The following is a 16,775-nucleotide window of genomic DNA, read 5'->3' as shown; positions in this document are numbered from 1 at the left end:
TAGCCAAGCCCATTATTATATCTTGCATGATCACCTCTGTCAAAAACAATGAGCTAAACCAAATTCTGGGACCTATTTCCTTAGATTTCAAGGCTTTAGACGATCTCATACGACTGCGGCTGGCCTCCAAAGTGGCTCTCATTGACCAAATCTCCAGCTACATCATCCAGGCTGGTGGCAAGCGTGTCCGCCCCGCCCTTTTGATGCTGGTGGCCAAGGCCCTATCCAATGGTAAAGAAACGCCCCATGCTCTAGAACTTGCTGCTGTTGTGGAATTTATCCATACCGCCACCCTATTGCACGACGATGTAGTGGACGAATCTACCCTGCGTAGAGGACGTGAAACTGCCAATGCTGCTTTTGGTAATGCTGCTAGCGTTTTAGTTGGCGATTTTCTTTACTCTCGAGCATTTCAAATGATGGTTGGCCCTAATGACCTCAGAGTCATGGATATTCTGTCAGATGCAACCAATACGATTGCTGAGGGCGAAGTTTTACAGCTCCTCAATATGAATGATCCTGAAGTCGATGAAGAAAGCTATCTCAGAGTCATTCGCTATAAAACCGCTAAATTGTTTGAGGCCTCCACTGAACTAGGTGCAATTATTGCTGGTGCTAGTGAAGCTGAAAGAAAAACAGCTGCTGCTTTTGGTCGCCACATTGGTACTGCATTCCAACTCATGGATGACTTACTAGACTACACAGCAGATGCCGAACAAATGGGCAAGCATGCTGGAGATGATTTACGTGAAGGCAAGCCCACCCTACCGCTGATTTATCTTCTTGAAAAAGGAAGCCATGAAGAGCAGATCTTAGTTCGGGCAGCGATTGAACAAAACCAAGATCTACCCCAAGATGTCTTTGCCCAAATTCTCAAGGCCGTTCAAGATTCTGGTGCTCTGGATTACACCCAAGCAGCCGCTCAGAAAGAAGCGCATTTAGCAGCAGATTGCCTGGCCTCTTTTCCTAAAAATGAGGCTACAGATGCCTTGTTTGCTTTATGCCAATACTCGCTTGCAAGACAATCCTAATCATTGCTAAAGTATTCGAATCGGAATGTAGCGCAGCCTGGTAGCGCACCTCGTTCGGGACGAGGGGGTCGGAGGTTCGAATCCTCTCATTCCGACCAGCGCCTGCCCTGTAAGATAATCAAATTGACATTTTTAATCGAGGAACACTATGGCGCAATGGCTCAGATTTACACATCACAATAAACCAGGCTTCGGTCAACTCTCAGGGGAGCAGATCCAAGTTCACTCTGGAGACATGTTTGCACATTCTCAAGCTACAGGCGAGACGATTCCTCTTGCAGAAGTGAAAATAGATATTCCTTGCGTTCCCTCAAAAATGATTGCCATGGTGGATAACTTTCATGCACTAGTTACTAAACTTGAGCACAAAGTCCCAGCAGAGCCTTTATATTTTTTGAAAGGCAATAATTCTTTCCTGGCCAATGAACAAACTATTCGCACACCAAAATCCTACTCCGGAAAAGTGGTCTACGAAGGAGAGCTTGGTATCGTCATTGGCAAGCACTGTCATGAGGTCAGCGAGTCTGAAGCACAGCATTGTATTTTTGGTTACACCTGCATTAACGACGTCACAGCGATTGAAATACTGAATCGTGATCCTGGCTATGCTCAGTGGACTCGCTCAAAAAGCTTTAATACCTTTGGTGTATTCGGCCCATATATTACGAGCGGTATTGACCCTATGACACTGAGCATTAAAACCATCTTGAATGATCAAGAACGTCAAAACTATCCTGTCAGTGACATGATTTTTCCACCCGCAAAACTCGTCAGCCTTATCTCACAAGATGTTCCGCTTGAGGCGGGGGACATTATTGCTTGCGGAACTTCAGTTGGGGTCGGCTCCATGAAGCCCGGCAGCCAAGTGAGTGTCGTGATTGATAGCGTAGGTCGACTCGACAATGCATTTGAGTGAGACTTGAGTGAGTCTTACGGCTCACTCAATATAGCCAAGATTAATATCCTGATACGGATGGGAGCGATAAGCTACCTTTCGATGCCTGAACGTTTTCGTCAAGATACTTAGTCAAGGCGTAGACTGAATTCAAGCAAGGTGTAGGGGTATCTGTAATTTTTCCTAACTCAATGACAGACCCCAATAAAGCATCTACTTCTAGGCTGCGGCCTGCCTCAAGATCTTGCAGCATTGAGGTTTTGTGCTTGCCAACTTTTTCTGCGCCAGCAATGCGACGCTCAATATCAACGCGGAAGGTCACACCCAATTTCTCAGCAATAGTTTGGGCCTCGGTCATCATGCTGCGAGCAAGCTCTCGTGTCAGAGGGTACTGACAAATTCCCTCGAGAGTTCCATGCGTTAGAGAGCTAATGGGATTAAAGGTCATATTGCCCCAGAGCTTCAACCAAATTTCTGAACGAATATCTTCTAAGACTGGTGACTTAAATCCGGCAGCAACCATGGCTTCGGATACCGCCTGAATCCGCTCGGTGACTTGGCCATCGAGCTCACCAATCGGGAAGCGATTGCCTTCAACGTGACGAATGACTCCGGGAGCCTGAGTAAATGTGGCTGGATAAACAACGCATCCAATAATATTGTCGGGATTAATCGCTTTTTTAGCCTTACCACCCGCATCAACCGTTTCAACTGAGTGATCTTGAAATGGCCCAGCAAGTTTTTGGAAGTACCACCAGGGAATACCATTTTGCATTGGAATCAAAATAGTATTGGGGCCCATAATTTTTGCCAAGTCATCAACGATAGGCTCAACTTGATGAGCCTTGACAGCCAAAATCACGAGATCAGGATTTTCAACATCGGTAATTTTTTCTACCGCATTGACTTGGGCAATTAAAGGCTCTGGCTGATCATCCATGATCAAAGCCAAGCCGCGCTCCTGAATTGCAGCCAAGGTTGCACCACGAGCAACGACAGTAACTTCATTGCCAGCCCTAGCAAGCATTACGGCTAAATATCCGCCAATAGCGCCGCCTCCACCGATGACACAAATTTTCATAACTACCTTGCGAAAAAAGATTGAATTACTGTCATATTAGAGGAGATTATTTTGCGGTTCAAGATTAAAAATTACTGAATTTATAAGTAATAGCAGTCTTTAAACAGGTTTTAGGAGTGATCTTGGGGTAAACCCTCCTGCAATCATCCCAAATATGCTTGCCAACAAACCGGCCAGCTGCGGAGGCATTACAGCCTCCGGAGCCAAAATTTCACAACTAATCCAAACGGTAAGTCCAAAGACAACTGCCAGCAAACCACCTAAGGAATTGGCTTTTGACCAATACACTCCAAAAGCAAGGGGTACAAAAGCTGCGACAAGAGTGACCTTATAGGCACTCTCAACCATCTTGAAGATAGACAGTTGTGAATTAACAGCAAAGAAAGTAACCACTACAGCGAAACAAATTACAGTGATACGCATGATTTTCAATAACTGCTGATCACTAAGATGCCTAAAAAATCCCTTAACAATATTCTCGGCAAAGGTGACGGAGGGCGCTAACAAGGTGGCGCTGGCGCAACTCTTAATCGCAGAGAGTAAAGCGCCAAAAAACATAATTTGCGCAATCATCGGAGCATGATTTAAGACTAACTTTGGCAAGATCATTTGTGGGTCAGTATCAAGATACTTATTCACTAAGTCTGGGCTAATTAGCGTTGCAGAGTAGGCTAAATACAGGGGCACAAAAGCAAAAATAAAATAGAGGACCCCACCCAAGATCGCAGCTTGTACAGCAATATTGACATTTTTAGATGAGGTAATGCGTTGGAACACATCTTGCTGAGGTATTGAACCTAGCATCATGGTGAATAGAGCAGCAATAAAACCTAGCATCGAAGCTAGATTCATATCGGGCCAGAAATGAAACTTGCCTGCGGCAGCTGCATGTTGAATCACAGGCATGACTCCACCAGTTTGCGTCGACATTTCGCCGCCGATATATAGCATCCCGATCACGATGATGATCATCTGAATAAAGTCAGTAATCGCTACTGACCACATTCCGCCAAATAAGGTGTATATCAAAACACTACAGGCACCAATGAGCATGCCGCCTGTTTGAGAAATACTTCCCTCTGATACAACGTTGAATACCAAACCTAAAGCCTTCACTTGTGCTGCAACCCAACCAAGGTAAGACACCACAATACAAAGTGTGACGAGAACCTCAACCGTACGGCCATATTTTTCTCTAAAGAAATCGCCAATGGTGAGCATTTTTCGGCTGTATAAATGACGAGCAAAAAAGAGCCCCACCAAAATTAAGCAGAGTGAAGAACCAAAAGGATCTGCCACGATTCCGCCCATTCCCTCTTTTAGGAAAGTTGCCGGAATGCCAAGTACAGTTTCTGAACCAAACCAGGTAGCAAATACCGTTGCAGTAACAATTGGAAGAGGTAGGCTATGGCCAGCAGCAGCAAAGTCAGCCGTATTCTTGACGCGCAACGCAGCCCAGAGGCCAATGCCCACTGAAATAATCCAATAAATAATCACAAACCAAATCAGCACAAGCCAGTTCCTTTATGAATTTGCCAAATTATAAGATCTTGTCACTTATGGCAAAGGAAGGTTTTGAACCAACTTGAAGCAAGCCCTTCTGACATAATTCAGGCGTGAATACTTCCTCGGCAACCCTGCAAGCCGACCTAGCCTATCAAAAAGTGATTCTGGGCTCGGTTTCGCGCACCTTCGCGCTTACTATCCCCTTGCTACCAGAGGCCCTAGAAAAAGTGGTTGGCAACGCATATCTACTCTGTCGCATTGTCGATACGATCGAGGATGCACCCGACCTCAGTCCACCTACTAAACAAGCACTATCGCAACTGTTCTTAGATAGCTTGATGGGCAAGATCACTGCCGAAGAATTTATAAGGCCTTGCCTCGCTGCTCTCAATACCCATTCCAACCCGAGTGAACTTGATCTTATTGAACATACGCCCGCTGTCTTGAGAATTTTGCATGCCTGCTCCCCCAAAGATCAAGAGGCGGTAAACCAATGCGTATCGATTATGTCCTTAGGCATGTCTCGCTTCCACACCAAACAATCAACAGAAGGATTAAGTGATTTAGCTGAATTTGAAGAATATTGTTACGTCGTTGCTGGAGTTGTTGGAGAACTACTCACCAATCTCTTTGGCAATCACTCGTCTCATTTTGCTCAATGCATGAGGAGTCATGAATCTTTAAGTGTCGGTTTTGGGCAAGCTCTACAGATGACCAATATCTTGAAGGATTCCTCAGAGGATCGCGCCCGGGGCGTTTCTTGGAAGCCCTCCAAAATGAGTCAAATTGATCTGCTGAATATCGCTTACCGCAAACTCATGGAAGCTTGCAATTACATTCTAATTATTCCAAAACAAGAAGTCGGTATTCGCCGATTTTGCTTTTTAGCTTTTGGATTAGCAGCCTTGACTCTAAATACTATTGCTCAGAAAGCCTCTGCCAAAAAGATTTCCGAACCAAAACTCACTCGAAAGGTGGTTTGGGGAGTTTATGGCTTTACAAAGCTGGCAGCCCACAGCAATCTTCTTGTCAAACTCTTTTTCTATCTGAGCAGCCAAGATCTCAGAAAGCTCGCGAAGTCTTCTTACAAAACACCTTCGTGACGTAATAGCCAAATTTTGATGGCGCGATAGAAGCCAGGTGAATCTTCCTGCATATAGCCCCCAAGCCCTTGTGCACTGACAACTCGATGACAAGGCGTAATAAGAGGAAAAGGGTTGGCCCCACAAGCATTTCCGACTGCTCTTGGCCCACTTTTAATTTTGCTCGCGATCTCTCCATAGGTTGCCGTTTGACCTAATGGAATCTGTTGTGTAGAACGCCAGACCTTTTCTTGATGGACTGTGCCAATGGGCTTAAGTGGAATATCAAACACATAGTGGGGATCTTTAAAATAGGCCATGCACTGCTTCTGAACCTCTTTTGCCAATAAATTTCTTGGCGCAATCAGCTTAGATTTAGTAGGCAGGTAGTCGATCCTAGAAAGCATCAAACTACCATCAACCACCTCAGTCCAGATTCCTAGGTGGCCAAAAGGCGCTTGAATCACGCAGTAATTTGAAGCTTCTAGATCGGCAATAGATTTAGGGGTAGTCATTCAGAATATTCTGACATAGGTTTAAGAAAGCTGTATTGACCTGCGGACACGGATTGATAGCTCTCTAGCTACTACTTTGCTATATTGATTGTCATGTCATTTAAAGATAGATTCAATGGATAACTTTTTTCACGACTGGCCTTTTTATGGTCAAGTTGCTTTAGTCATTTTCTTGCTAGCTCTTTCGGGATTTTTCTCGATGGCCGAGACCAGCATGATTTCAGCTAATCGCCACCGCTTACGAGCCATGGCCAAGGCTGGTAATACTGGTGCAGCTCTAGCCGAAAAACTCCTTAAAAGAATTGATTCTTTACTTTCAGTACTGTTGATTTCGAATAATTTAATTAATACCGTTTTATCGATTTTAGTTACAGGCATTGCCCTACACTTCTTTGGCGATACTGGTTATGTTCTCTCAATTGCGACCTTAGTCGCTGCATTTCTCATTATTGTTTTTAGCGAGATCACTCCTAAAGTGATTGGTGCAGCATTTCCAGAACGGATTTCATCAAGCGTTGGCTGGCTCATCCTACCATTAATTTTTATCCTCAAACCTCTGCTTTGGTTTATTAACTACTTTGTATCTAGCTTGATGAGTCTTTTCAGACTAGAGGCCTCTACTGAACATAAAGCTCTGAGTAAAGAAGAATTGCGTAGTTTGGTTTTGGAATCGAGCCGCTTCTCTTCAAATCATCACCGTAATATTTTACTGAATCTATTCAATCTTGAAAATATTTTGGTAGATGATGTCATGACGCCGAGAGCAAAAATTGAAATGCTAGATATCTCTAGACCAATTCGGGATGTGATTGAAGATTTAGAAACCTGTTATCACAATAAATTACCCGTATGTGATGGCGACTCAGAAAAAATTATTGGCATTTTGTCTGTTAAAAAAGCGCTTAGCCTGCTGGGCCATCAAGAGCTCGAGCATGAAGACTTTAGAGCCCTATTGAATGAACCCTATTTCATTCCTAGCGGAACGCCTGTATTGCAGCAAATGCAATTTTTTCAAGATAACCAGCAGCGTCTCAGTCTGGTAGTGAATGAATATGGTGAGGTATTAGGCTTAGTTACTTTCGAAGACATCGTTGAGGAGCTGATTGGTGAGTTCACTACCTCATTCTCCAATCTATCTAATGAGGCCCGCTGGCTAGAAGACGGAACTTATATCGCGAGTGGAAGTGCCTCGTTGCGTGATTTGAATCGTTTGCTCAATCTAGAGCTACCACTAGATGGGCCAAGGACACTGAATGGGCTCATCCTAGAAAAACTAGAGGCTATTCCAGACCATGATGTGAGCATTCGAATTGCAGGTATCGTGATGGAAATTGTCCAGTTCGATGATCAAGGAATTAAAACCGTCAAACTCCATCAACCCCATAGTTTCATCGGTGGGGCTTGAGTCAATTTGAAGATGACAGCTTCATCATCCGAGCCTGGCATGAAATTACTGTCACTGCATTGCAATCAAAGGCTTCGGATATTCATATTGAAGCTAGCTCTCAAGAAACCGTAGTTCGCCTCCGAATTGATGGGGCACTTCAGCATCTCGTCTCCCACCCAAACTCCCTGCATGAGCGCTTAATCACCCGCATCAAGATATTGGCTCGCCTGGATATTGCTGAAAGGCGCCTTCCTCAAGATGGTCGGCTTTGTATTGGAACAGACTTTAGTAAACCTGATGTTGATTGTCGTGTATCAACTATGCCGACACTTCATGGAGAAAAAGCAGTAGTCCGAATTCTGCCAAGTCTGATTGAGGAACTTTCCTTAGATCGCGTTGGTTTGCTACCAGAACAGCTAGCTATTTTTCGCTCAGCAATTCATCAGCCTCATGGTTTGATATTGGTTACAGGACCAACGGGATCAGGTAAAACGCGTACCCTATACAGCTGTCTAAGAGAGTTAAATCAACCTGAGAAAAATCTTTGCTCGATTGAAGACCCGATTGAAATTCGGCTCCCTGGTATTAACCAAGTGTCATTCCATGAAAAAGCAGGCCTCGATTTTGCAACAATTATTCGCGCACTGTTACGTCAAGACCCCGATGTACTCATGATTGGAGAAATTAGAGACTCGGCCTCAGCTCGAGTAGTCATTGAAGCAGCTCAAACTGGGCATCTGGTTCTCAGCACACTCCATACTCGTAATGCACGCGGTGCGATTGCACGTCTTAAAACTTTGGGTATTGAACAGGAACATATTGAATCTTGTCTACATTGTGTAAGCTCTCAACGTCTAGTAAAGGCCTATTGCCAAAAATGCAAAGGGCGCACTCTGGACTCCGATTGCTCAAAGTGCAAAGGTTCTGGTTACTTTGGCAGAATTGGCGTCCATGAAGTATTGAATCACCGCATGATTTTTAGTCAAGATACATGTTCTCTAAATATGCATTCAGCGGGTATGCATTATGTTCGGCAAGGTCTGATCAATCCAGATCTGCTTACCCATGAAATTGGGTCTTATTGCTGATGATGCACTTCCTACTGCGTCGCCATTTAGGAATCAAAGGACAGCTCCAGTTTGCAGAGCAACTGTTGAGCCTACTGGAGTCTGGTCTACCCCTGCTTAATGCAATTGAACTACTCCAGAAGGTAAACGGGTCAGACTACGACCACTTTTTGCCTAAGCTTTATACCAAACTGAAACAAGGTAATAGCCTTACTCAGAGTTTATTACTGCAAGCAGACTTATTCTCACCAGAATTCATTAACTTGATTCGAGTGAGCGAGCGCACTGGCGATCTTGAATTGGCCCTGCGGACAATTTGCCGGCAACTGAGTGCCAAAATGGAGTTAAGCAGTCAGATCCGACAAGCATTAACCTACCCTCTCATTACTTTAATCAGCTCACTTTTTTTACTCGTAGCGATGATGATTTGGGTAATTCCTGTTTTTAAAGAGGTCTTTGCCAATTTCCGCGCAGAGCTACCACCCGCCACTTCGATATTGATTGCAACTTCAGATTTAATTAAAGAGTTCTCTCTATTTATTGCGCTATTGAGCCTTGGTGGAGCCAGTATCTTTATATTTTTTTGGGTTCGATCAGTTCGACTGCAGAAACTATGTGATCGAATTAGCTTTGAGCTGCCGATCTTTGGCAATCTTCTCCGCTTAGCCACTTTGAGTAATTGGTGCCGCACCCTAGGTCATCTGCTGCACTCTGGATTAGCACTACCTGATGCAATTCGTATTACTGCCCAATCCTCAAATCATTGGTTAAGCCACGATCTTAGTGCAGAGTTATTTAAACACCTCACCCGAGGTTGGCCATTACGAGAGTCTCTCAACAAGTCCGATCCACATCTCTATTTATTTGATAAAGAAACCCTGCATCTGCTTGCTATTGGCGCTGAGAGTGCTTCCTTAGCAAAGATGTTGAATAAGCGTGCAGAAGTTTTGCAAACCCGCCTTAGCAATGAACTGAAAACACTGGGCCAAACTATGGAGCCCTTGCTAATGATTGGTATTGGCCTCATTATTGGAGCCTTAGTTGTCATTCTGTATCTGCCAATATTTAACTTGGGACAAGTCGTCTGATGCAAGCCCCCAATCTTATGATCTGGATTCAAATTACGCTTGTACTAGTGCTTATTTATTTAGCCTATGTCGATCTCACCAGCTTTCGCCTCCCTAATGCTCTAACGATTCCTCTAATTTTTTCAGGGCTGGGCTTTAATTTTTTAGCATCGCAAGGTTTTGCGGAGCCCTTCAACGCCATGCTTGGCTGCATTTTTGGTTACGGCTTTCTTTGGGTGATGAATTTCATTTACCGCATGTTCAAAAAGCATAATGGGATCGGCATGGGGGATGCCAAGCTTCTTGCTGCCTTGGGTGCCTGGCTTGGTGCTGGTGCTTTACCAGAGATCCTATTGATTGCCTCTTTAACAGGCCTTGTTGGGGGCTTCATTTGGCTCAAGTGGCATCGATCACAAATTAGCCATGCTTTTCCTTTTGGGCCCTTTTTGGCCTTTGCTGGCATCATAGAAGTGTTATGGCCTCAGGCACTTCAAACCCTTCTGCTCATTCGGTGAATTTAAGCACTCTCAAGGATGCTGCGACCCTAGTTGGCCTAACTGGAGGCATAGGATCAGGCAAATCTGCCATTGCAGAAAGGCTAGCCAGTTATGGGGCCTCAATCGTTGACTCCGATGTCATTGCACACCAAATAACTAGCACTGGAGGGTCTGCGATTGAGCCTATTCGGGAACGCTTTGGTTCTGAATTTATCCAAGCAGATGGTGCTCTAGACAGGAAAAAGATGCGTGTTTTAGTGTTTGAGGACCCACATTCTAGAAAAGCCTTAGAGGCCATTACCCACCCCCTCATTCGGACCAAAGCTATCGAACAAGCCCGCTTGGCTGTGGAAAATCAGGCACCCTACATTGTTTTTGTTGTGCCGCTGCTATTGGAGTCCTCTGACTGGCTCCAGTTTATTGACCATGTGGTGGTGGCTGATTGCTCTGAAGCGATGCAAATCCAGCGGGTAATGGAGCGAAATGACCTCACTAGACAAGAGGTTGAAAGCATCCTCCAAGCCCAGGCTACAAGGACTGAACGCTTAGCGCAGGCCGATACTGTCGTCAAAAATATGGGTAGCCTGGAAGACTTAGCAGAGCAAGTCAGACTTTTGCATCAAAAAATCCTACAGATTCGCAAGAGCTAACCTAGTTCGTCATAGAATATGGGCTTGTGATTGTCTACGAATACCCCTTCAATGAATTAGTCCGGAGCATGCTTCGGCTGGAGTATTTGTTCGCCCGTTTTAATCATTTTTTACGGTCAGATGATCCTGAACTTCATCACAATGCCATCGCTATTTTGTTTGACTTAGGAGATATTGGCGCCCGTGGAGATATCAAGTCTCTTCTATTAAAAGAGTTTGAGCGTCAAAAATATTCTTTGAATGGTTTGAAGTCCTCGCAAAAAGTGGATCAAGAGGCCCTCTTACAGACCATTGCCGAGATTGATGCCGCTGCATCTAAAATTAATCGCTCGATGGGAAAACCCAACACTATCATTTCAGAAAGCGAATGGTTGAATGCAATTCGTACTCGACTGAATATTCCAGGAGGCACGAGTCCAATTGATTTACCAAGTTACCATGCTTGGAAAAATAGCCCCGTTAGTGAGCGACGCGCCTTACTAGAAAATTACATTACTCCTTTATTGCCTTGGTATGAAGCTGGGCAATTATTTTTACGCTTACTGCGCCAGTCTGGAGAAGCTAAGGATGTAGTTGGTCACAATGGTTCATTCCAGCAAGCACCTTCTGGAAAAGTCTATCAATTGATGAGAATTGCTCTTGAGGACGACAGCCTGTACTCAGAGATTAGTGCAAATAAATATTTGCTATCGATTCGTTTTCTAAAAGCAGATCGAGATAAAAAAGCGCAACTCGTCAACGTCGACGTACCTTTTAGACTAACACTCTGTCAGTTCTAATTCAGAATCAGTTTCAGCTTTTCTAGCATCGGCCAGGCGGCTGGCAATAAAGGCTCAACGCTGGGCTTGTCAGCTAGCAATTCCTGCCAGGATAGCTGCTGTCCCTCGCAACCTCTTGGCTCACCCTGCCAACTCCGAATGATATTAACGTGAAGTCTGACGTAAGCATGGGGATAATCATGTTCCAAAACCATGATCTCTTCGCAGGAGTCAATCAGAATTCCGAGCTCTTCTTGCAGCTCTCGCTGAAGTGCCTCAAAGACTGTTTCGCCAGCCTCCATTTTCCCGCCTGGGACCTCCCAATATCCTACATAGGGCTTACCGGCTGGACGCTGACCTAGTAGATATCGACCATCCTGATCTAACAAGATCCCTGCGGCGACCTCAGTAACAGGGCGATTCAGTTCGGGCATGAGTCTGAGTATTTAGGCGTGTGAACCAGCCCAATGTTTCGCGAATTGCCGCGCTACACGGCCAGAACGCGAGCCTCGTTCTAAAGCCCAGACAAGAGCCTCCGCTCGCGCCGCCTCAATTTGGTCCGCGTTGAGCCCAAAGTGCTTAAGCCAATGCGCAACGATAGCAAGATATTCATCCTGCTTTGGTGGATAAAAGGAAAGCCATAAACCAAAACGCTCCGACAGGGAAATTTTTTCTTCGACGACCTCACCTGGATGCAGCTCACCATCATCGGTATGTGTATAGCTTTCATTGTCCTTCATGTACTCAGGCAATAAATGGCGACGATTAGAGGTCGCATAAATCAAAATATTATCAACCTGCGCTGACACCGATCCATCGAGAGCGGATTTCATGGCTTTATATCCTGACTCACCATCTTCAAAAGAGAGGTCATCACAAAACACAATGAAACGTTCAGGGCGGTCCGCCAAGAGATCAGTAATGTCCGCTAAATCTGCCAAATGCTCTTTTTCAACTTCAACTAAACGCAAACCTTGCGAAGCAAATTCATGCAAGCTTGCTTTAATTAAAGAAGATTTTCCGGTGCCTCGTGCGCCAGTTAGCAAAATATTATTTGCTGGCTTTTTTTGAATGAAGTTTTTGGTGTTATCTCGAATGGCATCACGCTGACGATCAATATTCTGCAGGTCTTCAAATGTAATATCTGAGACATGCTTGACTGGCTGCAAGAAACCGATACTCCCAAAAATACTATCGCGTCGACGCCATCTAAATGCAGTTGTGGATTGCCACTGCTCTTCAGAAAGTGGTTTTGGTAAAAAAGTTTCTAAATGGCTCAGGAGCCTGTCGAGTTTATCGTTCATATCAGCCTATGAGCGGTAGTCCGCATTAATCGAGACGTACTCATGCGATAGATCGCACGTCCACATCGTTTGAGTAGCTGAGCCACGGCCCAGATCAATCCTGACCGTGATTTCAGGCTCTTTCATAATCCTTTGTCCATCAGCCTCTTGATAGGTGGGATTTCTGCCGCCATCTTTTGCAACCCAGACATCTCCAAGCCACATTTGCACCCGATTGACATCAAGATCAGCAATACCAGCGTAACCAATTGCCGCCAAGATCCGTCCTAGGTTGGGATCGCTCGCAAAGAAAGCTGTCATCACCAAGGGGGAGTGGGCAACGGCCTTAGCCACCTTTTTGCATTCTTCCTCGGTTTTGCCGCCCAGAACTTCAATGGTAATAAATTTAGTAGCGCCCTCACCATCTCGCACAATCATTTGCGCCAATTGTCTAGCTAATGCAATGAGTCCATCTTTTAGCAGACTGTAATTGGGATCTTGTGTGGAGCCTATCTCAATTCCTGACTGTCCTGTTGCCATGATGATGAATGAATCATTTGTTGAAGTGTCACCATCAATCGTGATTGCATTAAACGAAAGATCGGCCACTTCTTTAGTGAGAGCAGTCAATAAATCGGGAGCAAATCCAGCGTCGGTCGCAATAAATCCCAACATGGTTGCCATATTCGGATGAATCATGCCAGCTCCCTTACAAATCCCAGTAAGGGTGGCGACTCCAGCGGATGTACTTACAGTTAGTGAGGCAGCCTTCGGCTGAGTATCCGTAGTCATGATGGCCTCTGCGGCATCAAACCAGTGATCCTCACCCAAATTAGCGATTGCTTTAGGCATGGCCGTAATAATTTTTTCAATTGGCAGAGGCTCTAGAATCACCCCCGTCGAGAAAGGCAAAATCTGCTCTGGCTTTAGCCGTAAATCTTTTGCCAGGGCAAGACAGGTTTCCTGAGCATGTTTCATGCCAGCCTCGCCTGTGCCAGCATTGGCATTACCTGTATTGACTACCAAGGCACGAATATCTCCGGTACCCCCATTGCGAGCCAAATGTTCTCTACAAATTTGTACAGGTGCTGCACAGAAACGATTCAAGGTAAATACTCCTGCTACCTGGGAACCTGGTACCAAGGTCATGACGAGTAAATCTTTACGATTTGCCCTTTTAATACCTGCTTCAGCAATACCCATCTCAAAGCCCTTGACTGGCTTAAGTTCACTTTTGAGGGGGAGAGGTAGGTTTACGGTCATAGTTTGATTATTGTAGATGAGGCTTAAAAAGCAAGCGCGCCATTGAAGGCGCGCTTGCTTACTCTAGACAGAAAGACTTCAGACTTTAATCGGAAGTTCCCGAATTCGCTTCCCAGTAGCCGCAGCAATCGCATTGACCAAAGCTGGGGCAACCAAGGGAACGCCAACTTCACCAAGACCACCAGGCTTCTCCTGGCTGGCCACTAGATGAACCTCGACGATCGGAGCCTGATTCATTCGGATGCTGGGATAGTTATTAAAGTTGCTTTGCTGAACTCGGCCCTGCTCAATTGTGATTTCATCATAGAGGGCAGCGCCTAAACCATACAAGATTCCGCCAGTGAGTTGGGCTCTCGCTTGATCAGGATGAATAGCAATTCCGCAATCAGAGACAAAGGTAATTTTTTTCACCATAGTGCTTGCCGCATATGGATCTAATTCAACTACACAAGCAGAATAGGTTCCATAGCATTCCATTTGAGCTACACCGAAGCGCTTACTACCCGCTTGATAGCCAGACTTTTGTACAGCCATCTTTAAGACTGCAGCTGCTCTAGGCTCTTTAGACAATGCGCTGAGTCTAAATGCCACTGGATCCTTACCAGCTGCTTTAGCTGCCTCATCCATAAAGCTCTCGACTGCAAAGGCATTGAGGGTATTACTAACAGACCGCCAGTAGCCCACGCGGATTCCGGAATCTTCAATCACATTACGAACTTCTAGGTTCGGGATTTCGTAAGTCAGATTTGCAGAGCCCTCCACCATGAAGGGATCATTGCCATCTTTTACAAAAGCAGGAAACGCTCTAGCTGTTACTGATTGAGAAACCATCTTCGTTTTCAAGGCAGAAATCTTGCCTTCAGAACTTAAGGATGCATCCATTTGGTGGACGCTCATTGGACGATAGAAATCATGTGTAATGTCATCTTCTTTAGTCCAAAGCATCTTCACCGGCATACCCGATGCTTTGGCGATCTCAGCAGCTTGACGAATAAAATCTAGCTCGAGTTTGCGCCCGAAACCACCGCCCAAGAAAGTTGTTTCTACAGTCACATCCTCCGGTTTCAAACCTGTTGCAACTGCCGCCACTGCTTGCGCTCCTTGTTGAAACTGAATCGGACCAATAATTCTGCACTTACCATCTGCAACCACTGCTGAGCAGTTCACAGGTTCCATTGTTGAGTGCGCTAGGTAAGGCATGAAGTATTGGGCACTCAACTGCTTGCCATTGCCCAATGCAGCAGTCGCATCGCCTTTTGCCTGAATAACAGCCCCAGGTTTTGTCAGTCCTGACTCTAGCTGTTTGCGCATCCCAGCATTACTGATTGAAGCGCCTGCGCCCTCATTCCAGGTGACCTTTAAAGCATCTCTCCCTTTGCGGGCGGCATAAAAGTTTTTAGCCAAGACTGCTACACCATCAGAGATTTGAACTACTTTAATCACTCCAGAGACCTTCATAGCATCAGCGCTATCCACGGACCTGGGAGCGCCTCCAATCACAGGACACTGAGCAAGTGACGCAATTGCCATCCCAGGTATCTTCACATCAATACCAAAAACTGCGGTACCAGAGACTTTCGCAGGCGTATCCAAACGACGCATGCTCTCTTTACCAATCACCATAAAGTTTGCTGGTGATTTAAGAGCTGGCTTCTCGGGAAGTGGGAGCTTAGCTGCTTCAGCCGCTAACTCTCCATAAGTAGCTGACTTTCCACCAGCATGACTTACCTTGCCATTCATTGCCTTGCAATCTGTTATAGGCACACTCCAACGATTCGCAGCAGCTTGTACCAACACGCTCCGCGTTGCAGCGCCAGCGATACGCAACTTATCAAAGGCTTCGCGAACCGATGAAGAACCACCTGTAATTTGACCACCCAATAAGGCGTTGATATAGATCGGGGCAACTCCAGCAATTTGCACCTTGACCATTGATAAAGGAATATTTAACTCCTCAGCGAGCAATGCGGGCATAGAGGTATAGACATCTTGGCCCATCTCTGACCGAGCGCAGATAAGAGTAATCTGGTTATCCGGTGTAATTTGTACCCAAGCATTAACTACCGTAGGACTTGCAGAGTTTGTTGCAGCATCGCTTGTCAAAGGCAAGTACATGCCCAATACAAAGGCGCCTGTAGTAGCCGCACTCTGCTGAATAAATTGACGGCGTGAAGGACTTTTAATTGAATTTGTTTTCATGTTTTTTCCTTAAGCCAATTTATCAGCGGCACGTTTGACTGCTTTTTCAATTCGCGCATAAGTACCGCAACGACAAATATTTCCGCTGAGTGCATTTTTGATATCGCCAGAACTGGGATGCTTATTTCTGGTTAATAAATCCGCTGCCGACATCATTTGTCCAGTTTGGCAATAACCACACTGGGGAACGTCAAACTCAACCCAAGCCTCATTTAAGGCCTTACCCATTTTGGGTGCAAGACCCTCTAGAGTGGTGACATTTTTTCCAGCAGCTGCAGAAACGGGCGTAGAGCAGGAACGAATCGCGTTACCCTCTAAATGCACCGTACATGCTCCACATAAAGCGGCACCACAGCCAAATTTGGGACTCATTACATCGAGATGGTCTCTTAATACCCACAGAATTGGGGTTTCTGGATCGCCATCAAAATTGACTGATTTGCCATTGAGATTAAAAGTCGTGCCCATTTTTTATTCCTTAATGAATATTGAGT

Annotated in this window: 17 protein-coding genes and 1 tRNA gene; 10 read left to right on the top strand and 8 right to left on the bottom strand. The window is 45.3% G+C overall.

Going from position 1 to position 16,775, the window contains the following annotated elements:
• Window positions 1-26 precede the first annotated feature (26 nt).
• The 3 genes from Pas1_RS01045 (at window position 27) to Pas1_RS01035 (ending at window position 1,947) form a co-directional block, all read left to right on the top strand.
• A complete protein-coding gene (locus Pas1_RS01045; RefSeq protein ID WP_112294233.1) occupies window positions 27-1,031 on the top strand; it encodes a polyprenyl synthetase family protein in 1,005 nt (334 codons plus the stop codon).
• Window positions 1,032-1,052: 21 nt separating this feature from the next.
• Window positions 1,053-1,129, top strand: a tRNA-Pro gene (locus tag Pas1_RS01040).
• A 50-nt stretch (window positions 1,130-1,179) separates the two neighbouring features.
• Window positions 1,180-1,947 (top strand): fumarylacetoacetate hydrolase family protein, encoded by a 768-nt coding sequence (locus Pas1_RS01035; protein WP_112208764.1) that lies wholly within the window; start codon window positions 1,180-1,182, stop codon window positions 1,945-1,947.
• A gap of 40 nt (window positions 1,948-1,987) precedes the next feature.
• On the opposite strand, the gene Pas1_RS01030 is transcribed toward Pas1_RS01035, so the two are convergent.
• Complete coding sequence (locus Pas1_RS01030) at window positions 1,988-3,007, bottom strand: 2-dehydropantoate 2-reductase (RefSeq protein ID WP_112208763.1); 1,020 nt, start codon at window positions 3,005-3,007, stop codon at window positions 1,988-1,990.
• Between the two features lie 99 nt (window positions 3,008-3,106).
• On the bottom strand, window positions 3,107-4,519 hold the full coding sequence (locus tag Pas1_RS01025; RefSeq protein ID WP_112294232.1) for a sodium:solute symporter family protein: 1,413 nt from the start codon (window positions 4,517-4,519) through the stop codon (window positions 3,107-3,109).
• A gap of 104 nt (window positions 4,520-4,623) precedes the next feature.
• Here Pas1_RS01025 and Pas1_RS01020 point away from each other — a divergent pair, with 104 nt between their 5' ends.
• Window positions 4,624-5,616 (top strand): squalene/phytoene synthase family protein, encoded by a 993-nt coding sequence (locus Pas1_RS01020; RefSeq protein ID WP_112294231.1) that lies wholly within the window; start codon window positions 4,624-4,626, stop codon window positions 5,614-5,616.
• Here Pas1_RS01020 and Pas1_RS01015 read toward each other — a convergent pair.
• Window positions 5,598-6,110 carry a methylated-DNA--[protein]-cysteine S-methyltransferase gene (locus tag Pas1_RS01015; protein ID WP_112202854.1) on the bottom strand — a complete coding sequence of 171 codons (513 nt, stop codon included), beginning with the start codon at window positions 6,108-6,110 and terminating at the stop codon, window positions 5,598-5,600. The two genes, Pas1_RS01020 and Pas1_RS01015, sit on opposite strands and share 19 nt — an antisense overlap.
• Window positions 6,111-6,225: 115 nt before the next feature.
• Between Pas1_RS01015 and Pas1_RS01010 the strand changes: the two genes are divergently transcribed.
• Genes Pas1_RS01010 through zapD form a run of 6 tightly spaced genes read left to right on the top strand, consistent with a single transcriptional unit; the run spans window position 6,226 to window position 11,557 of the window.
• Window positions 6,226-7,515 carry an HlyC/CorC family transporter gene (locus Pas1_RS01010; RefSeq protein WP_112202852.1) on the top strand — a complete coding sequence of 430 codons (1,290 nt, stop codon included), beginning with the start codon at window positions 6,226-6,228 and terminating at the stop codon, window positions 7,513-7,515.
• A complete protein-coding gene (locus tag Pas1_RS01005) occupies window positions 7,512-8,585 on the top strand; it encodes a GspE/PulE family protein (protein ID WP_112202850.1) in 1,074 nt (357 codons plus the stop codon). Before Pas1_RS01010 ends, Pas1_RS01005 begins: the two co-directional genes overlap by 4 nt.
• On the top strand, window positions 8,585-9,652 hold the full coding sequence (locus Pas1_RS01000; protein ID WP_225971626.1) for a type II secretion system F family protein: 1,068 nt from the start codon (window positions 8,585-8,587) through the stop codon (window positions 9,650-9,652). Before Pas1_RS01005 ends, Pas1_RS01000 begins: the two co-directional genes overlap by 1 nt.
• 17 nt (window positions 9,653-9,669) lie before the next feature.
• The gene (locus tag Pas1_RS00995) at window positions 9,670-10,146 is read left to right on the top strand and encodes a prepilin peptidase (protein WP_225971625.1); all 477 of its coding nucleotides are present in this window, start codon (window positions 9,670-9,672) and stop codon (window positions 10,144-10,146) included.
• Window positions 10,143-10,778 carry a dephospho-CoA kinase gene (coaE, locus tag Pas1_RS00990; RefSeq protein ID WP_225971624.1) on the top strand — a complete coding sequence of 212 codons (636 nt, stop codon included), beginning with the start codon at window positions 10,143-10,145 and terminating at the stop codon, window positions 10,776-10,778. The genes Pas1_RS00995 and coaE overlap by 4 nt, the downstream gene beginning before the upstream one ends.
• Before the next feature lie 26 nt (window positions 10,779-10,804).
• Complete coding sequence (zapD, locus tag Pas1_RS00985; protein ID WP_112202844.1) at window positions 10,805-11,557, top strand: cell division protein ZapD; 753 nt, start codon at window positions 10,805-10,807, stop codon at window positions 11,555-11,557.
• Here the strand turns inward: zapD and Pas1_RS00980 are convergent.
• The 5 genes from Pas1_RS00980 to Pas1_RS00960 all read right to left on the bottom strand — a co-directional run bounded on the left by Pas1_RS00980 (window position 11,554) and on the right by Pas1_RS00960 (window position 16,749).
• The gene (locus tag Pas1_RS00980; protein WP_112294228.1) at window positions 11,554-11,970 is read right to left on the bottom strand and encodes an NUDIX domain-containing protein; all 417 of its coding nucleotides are present in this window, start codon (window positions 11,968-11,970) and stop codon (window positions 11,554-11,556) included. The genes zapD and Pas1_RS00980 overlap by 4 nt on opposite strands.
• A 12-nt stretch (window positions 11,971-11,982) precedes the next feature.
• A complete protein-coding gene (locus Pas1_RS00975; RefSeq protein ID WP_112294227.1) occupies window positions 11,983-12,840 on the bottom strand; it encodes an ATP-binding protein in 858 nt (285 codons plus the stop codon).
• A gap of 6 nt (window positions 12,841-12,846) precedes the next feature.
• Window positions 12,847-14,082 (bottom strand): bifunctional glutamate N-acetyltransferase/amino-acid acetyltransferase ArgJ, encoded by a 1,236-nt coding sequence (argJ, locus tag Pas1_RS00970; protein ID WP_112294226.1) that lies wholly within the window; start codon window positions 14,080-14,082, stop codon window positions 12,847-12,849.
• Between the two features lie 78 nt (window positions 14,083-14,160).
• Entirely contained in the window at window positions 14,161-16,281 is a 2,121-nt protein-coding gene (locus tag Pas1_RS00965) for a xanthine dehydrogenase family protein molybdopterin-binding subunit (RefSeq protein ID WP_112294225.1), read from the bottom strand.
• Window positions 16,282-16,290: 9 nt separating this feature from the next.
• Entirely contained in the window at window positions 16,291-16,749 is a 459-nt protein-coding gene (locus tag Pas1_RS00960) for a (2Fe-2S)-binding protein (RefSeq protein WP_112294224.1), read from the bottom strand.
• Window positions 16,750-16,775 lie beyond the last annotated feature (26 nt).

This window comes from Polynucleobacter paneuropaeus (assembly GCF_003261235.1).
Taxonomy (GTDB): domain Bacteria; phylum Pseudomonadota; class Gammaproteobacteria; order Burkholderiales; family Burkholderiaceae; genus Polynucleobacter; species Polynucleobacter paneuropaeus.
This window is presented reverse-complemented; position numbering and strand designations above follow the sequence as displayed.

Bases quoted from the DNA above. Each gene is read 5' to 3' on its own strand.
- Pas1_RS01045 (WP_112294233.1), top strand. From the start codon at position 27: ATGATCACCTCTGTCAAAAACAATGAGCTAAACCAAATTCTGGGACCT.
- Pas1_RS01035 (WP_112208764.1), top strand. From the start codon at position 1,180: ATGGCGCAATGGCTCAGATTTACACATCACAATAAACCAGGCTTCGGT.
- Pas1_RS01030 (WP_112208763.1), bottom strand. From the start codon at position 3,007: ATGAAAATTTGTGTCATCGGTGGAGGCGGCGCTATTGGCGGATATTTA.
- Pas1_RS01015 (WP_112202854.1), bottom strand. From the start codon at position 6,110: ATGACTACCCCTAAATCTATTGCCGATCTAGAAGCTTCAAATTACTGC.
- Pas1_RS01010 (WP_112202852.1), top strand. From the start codon at position 6,226: ATGGATAACTTTTTTCACGACTGGCCTTTTTATGGTCAAGTTGCTTTA.
- Pas1_RS01000 (WP_225971626.1), top strand. From the start codon at position 8,585: ATGATGCACTTCCTACTGCGTCGCCATTTAGGAATCAAAGGACAGCTC.
- Pas1_RS00995 (WP_225971625.1), top strand. From the start codon at position 9,670: ATGATCTGGATTCAAATTACGCTTGTACTAGTGCTTATTTATTTAGCC.
- Pas1_RS00980 (WP_112294228.1), bottom strand. From the start codon at position 11,970: ATGCCCGAACTGAATCGCCCTGTTACTGAGGTCGCCGCAGGGATCTTG.
- Pas1_RS00975 (WP_112294227.1), bottom strand. From the start codon at position 12,840: ATGAACGATAAACTCGACAGGCTCCTGAGCCATTTAGAAACTTTTTTA.
- argJ (WP_112294226.1), bottom strand. From the start codon at position 14,082: ATGACCGTAAACCTACCTCTCCCCCTCAAAAGTGAACTTAAGCCAGTC.
- Pas1_RS00965 (WP_112294225.1), bottom strand. From the start codon at position 16,281: ATGAAAACAAATTCAATTAAAAGTCCTTCACGCCGTCAATTTATTCAG.
- Pas1_RS00960 (WP_112294224.1), bottom strand. From the start codon at position 16,749: ATGGGCACGACTTTTAATCTCAATGGCAAATCAGTCAATTTTGATGGC.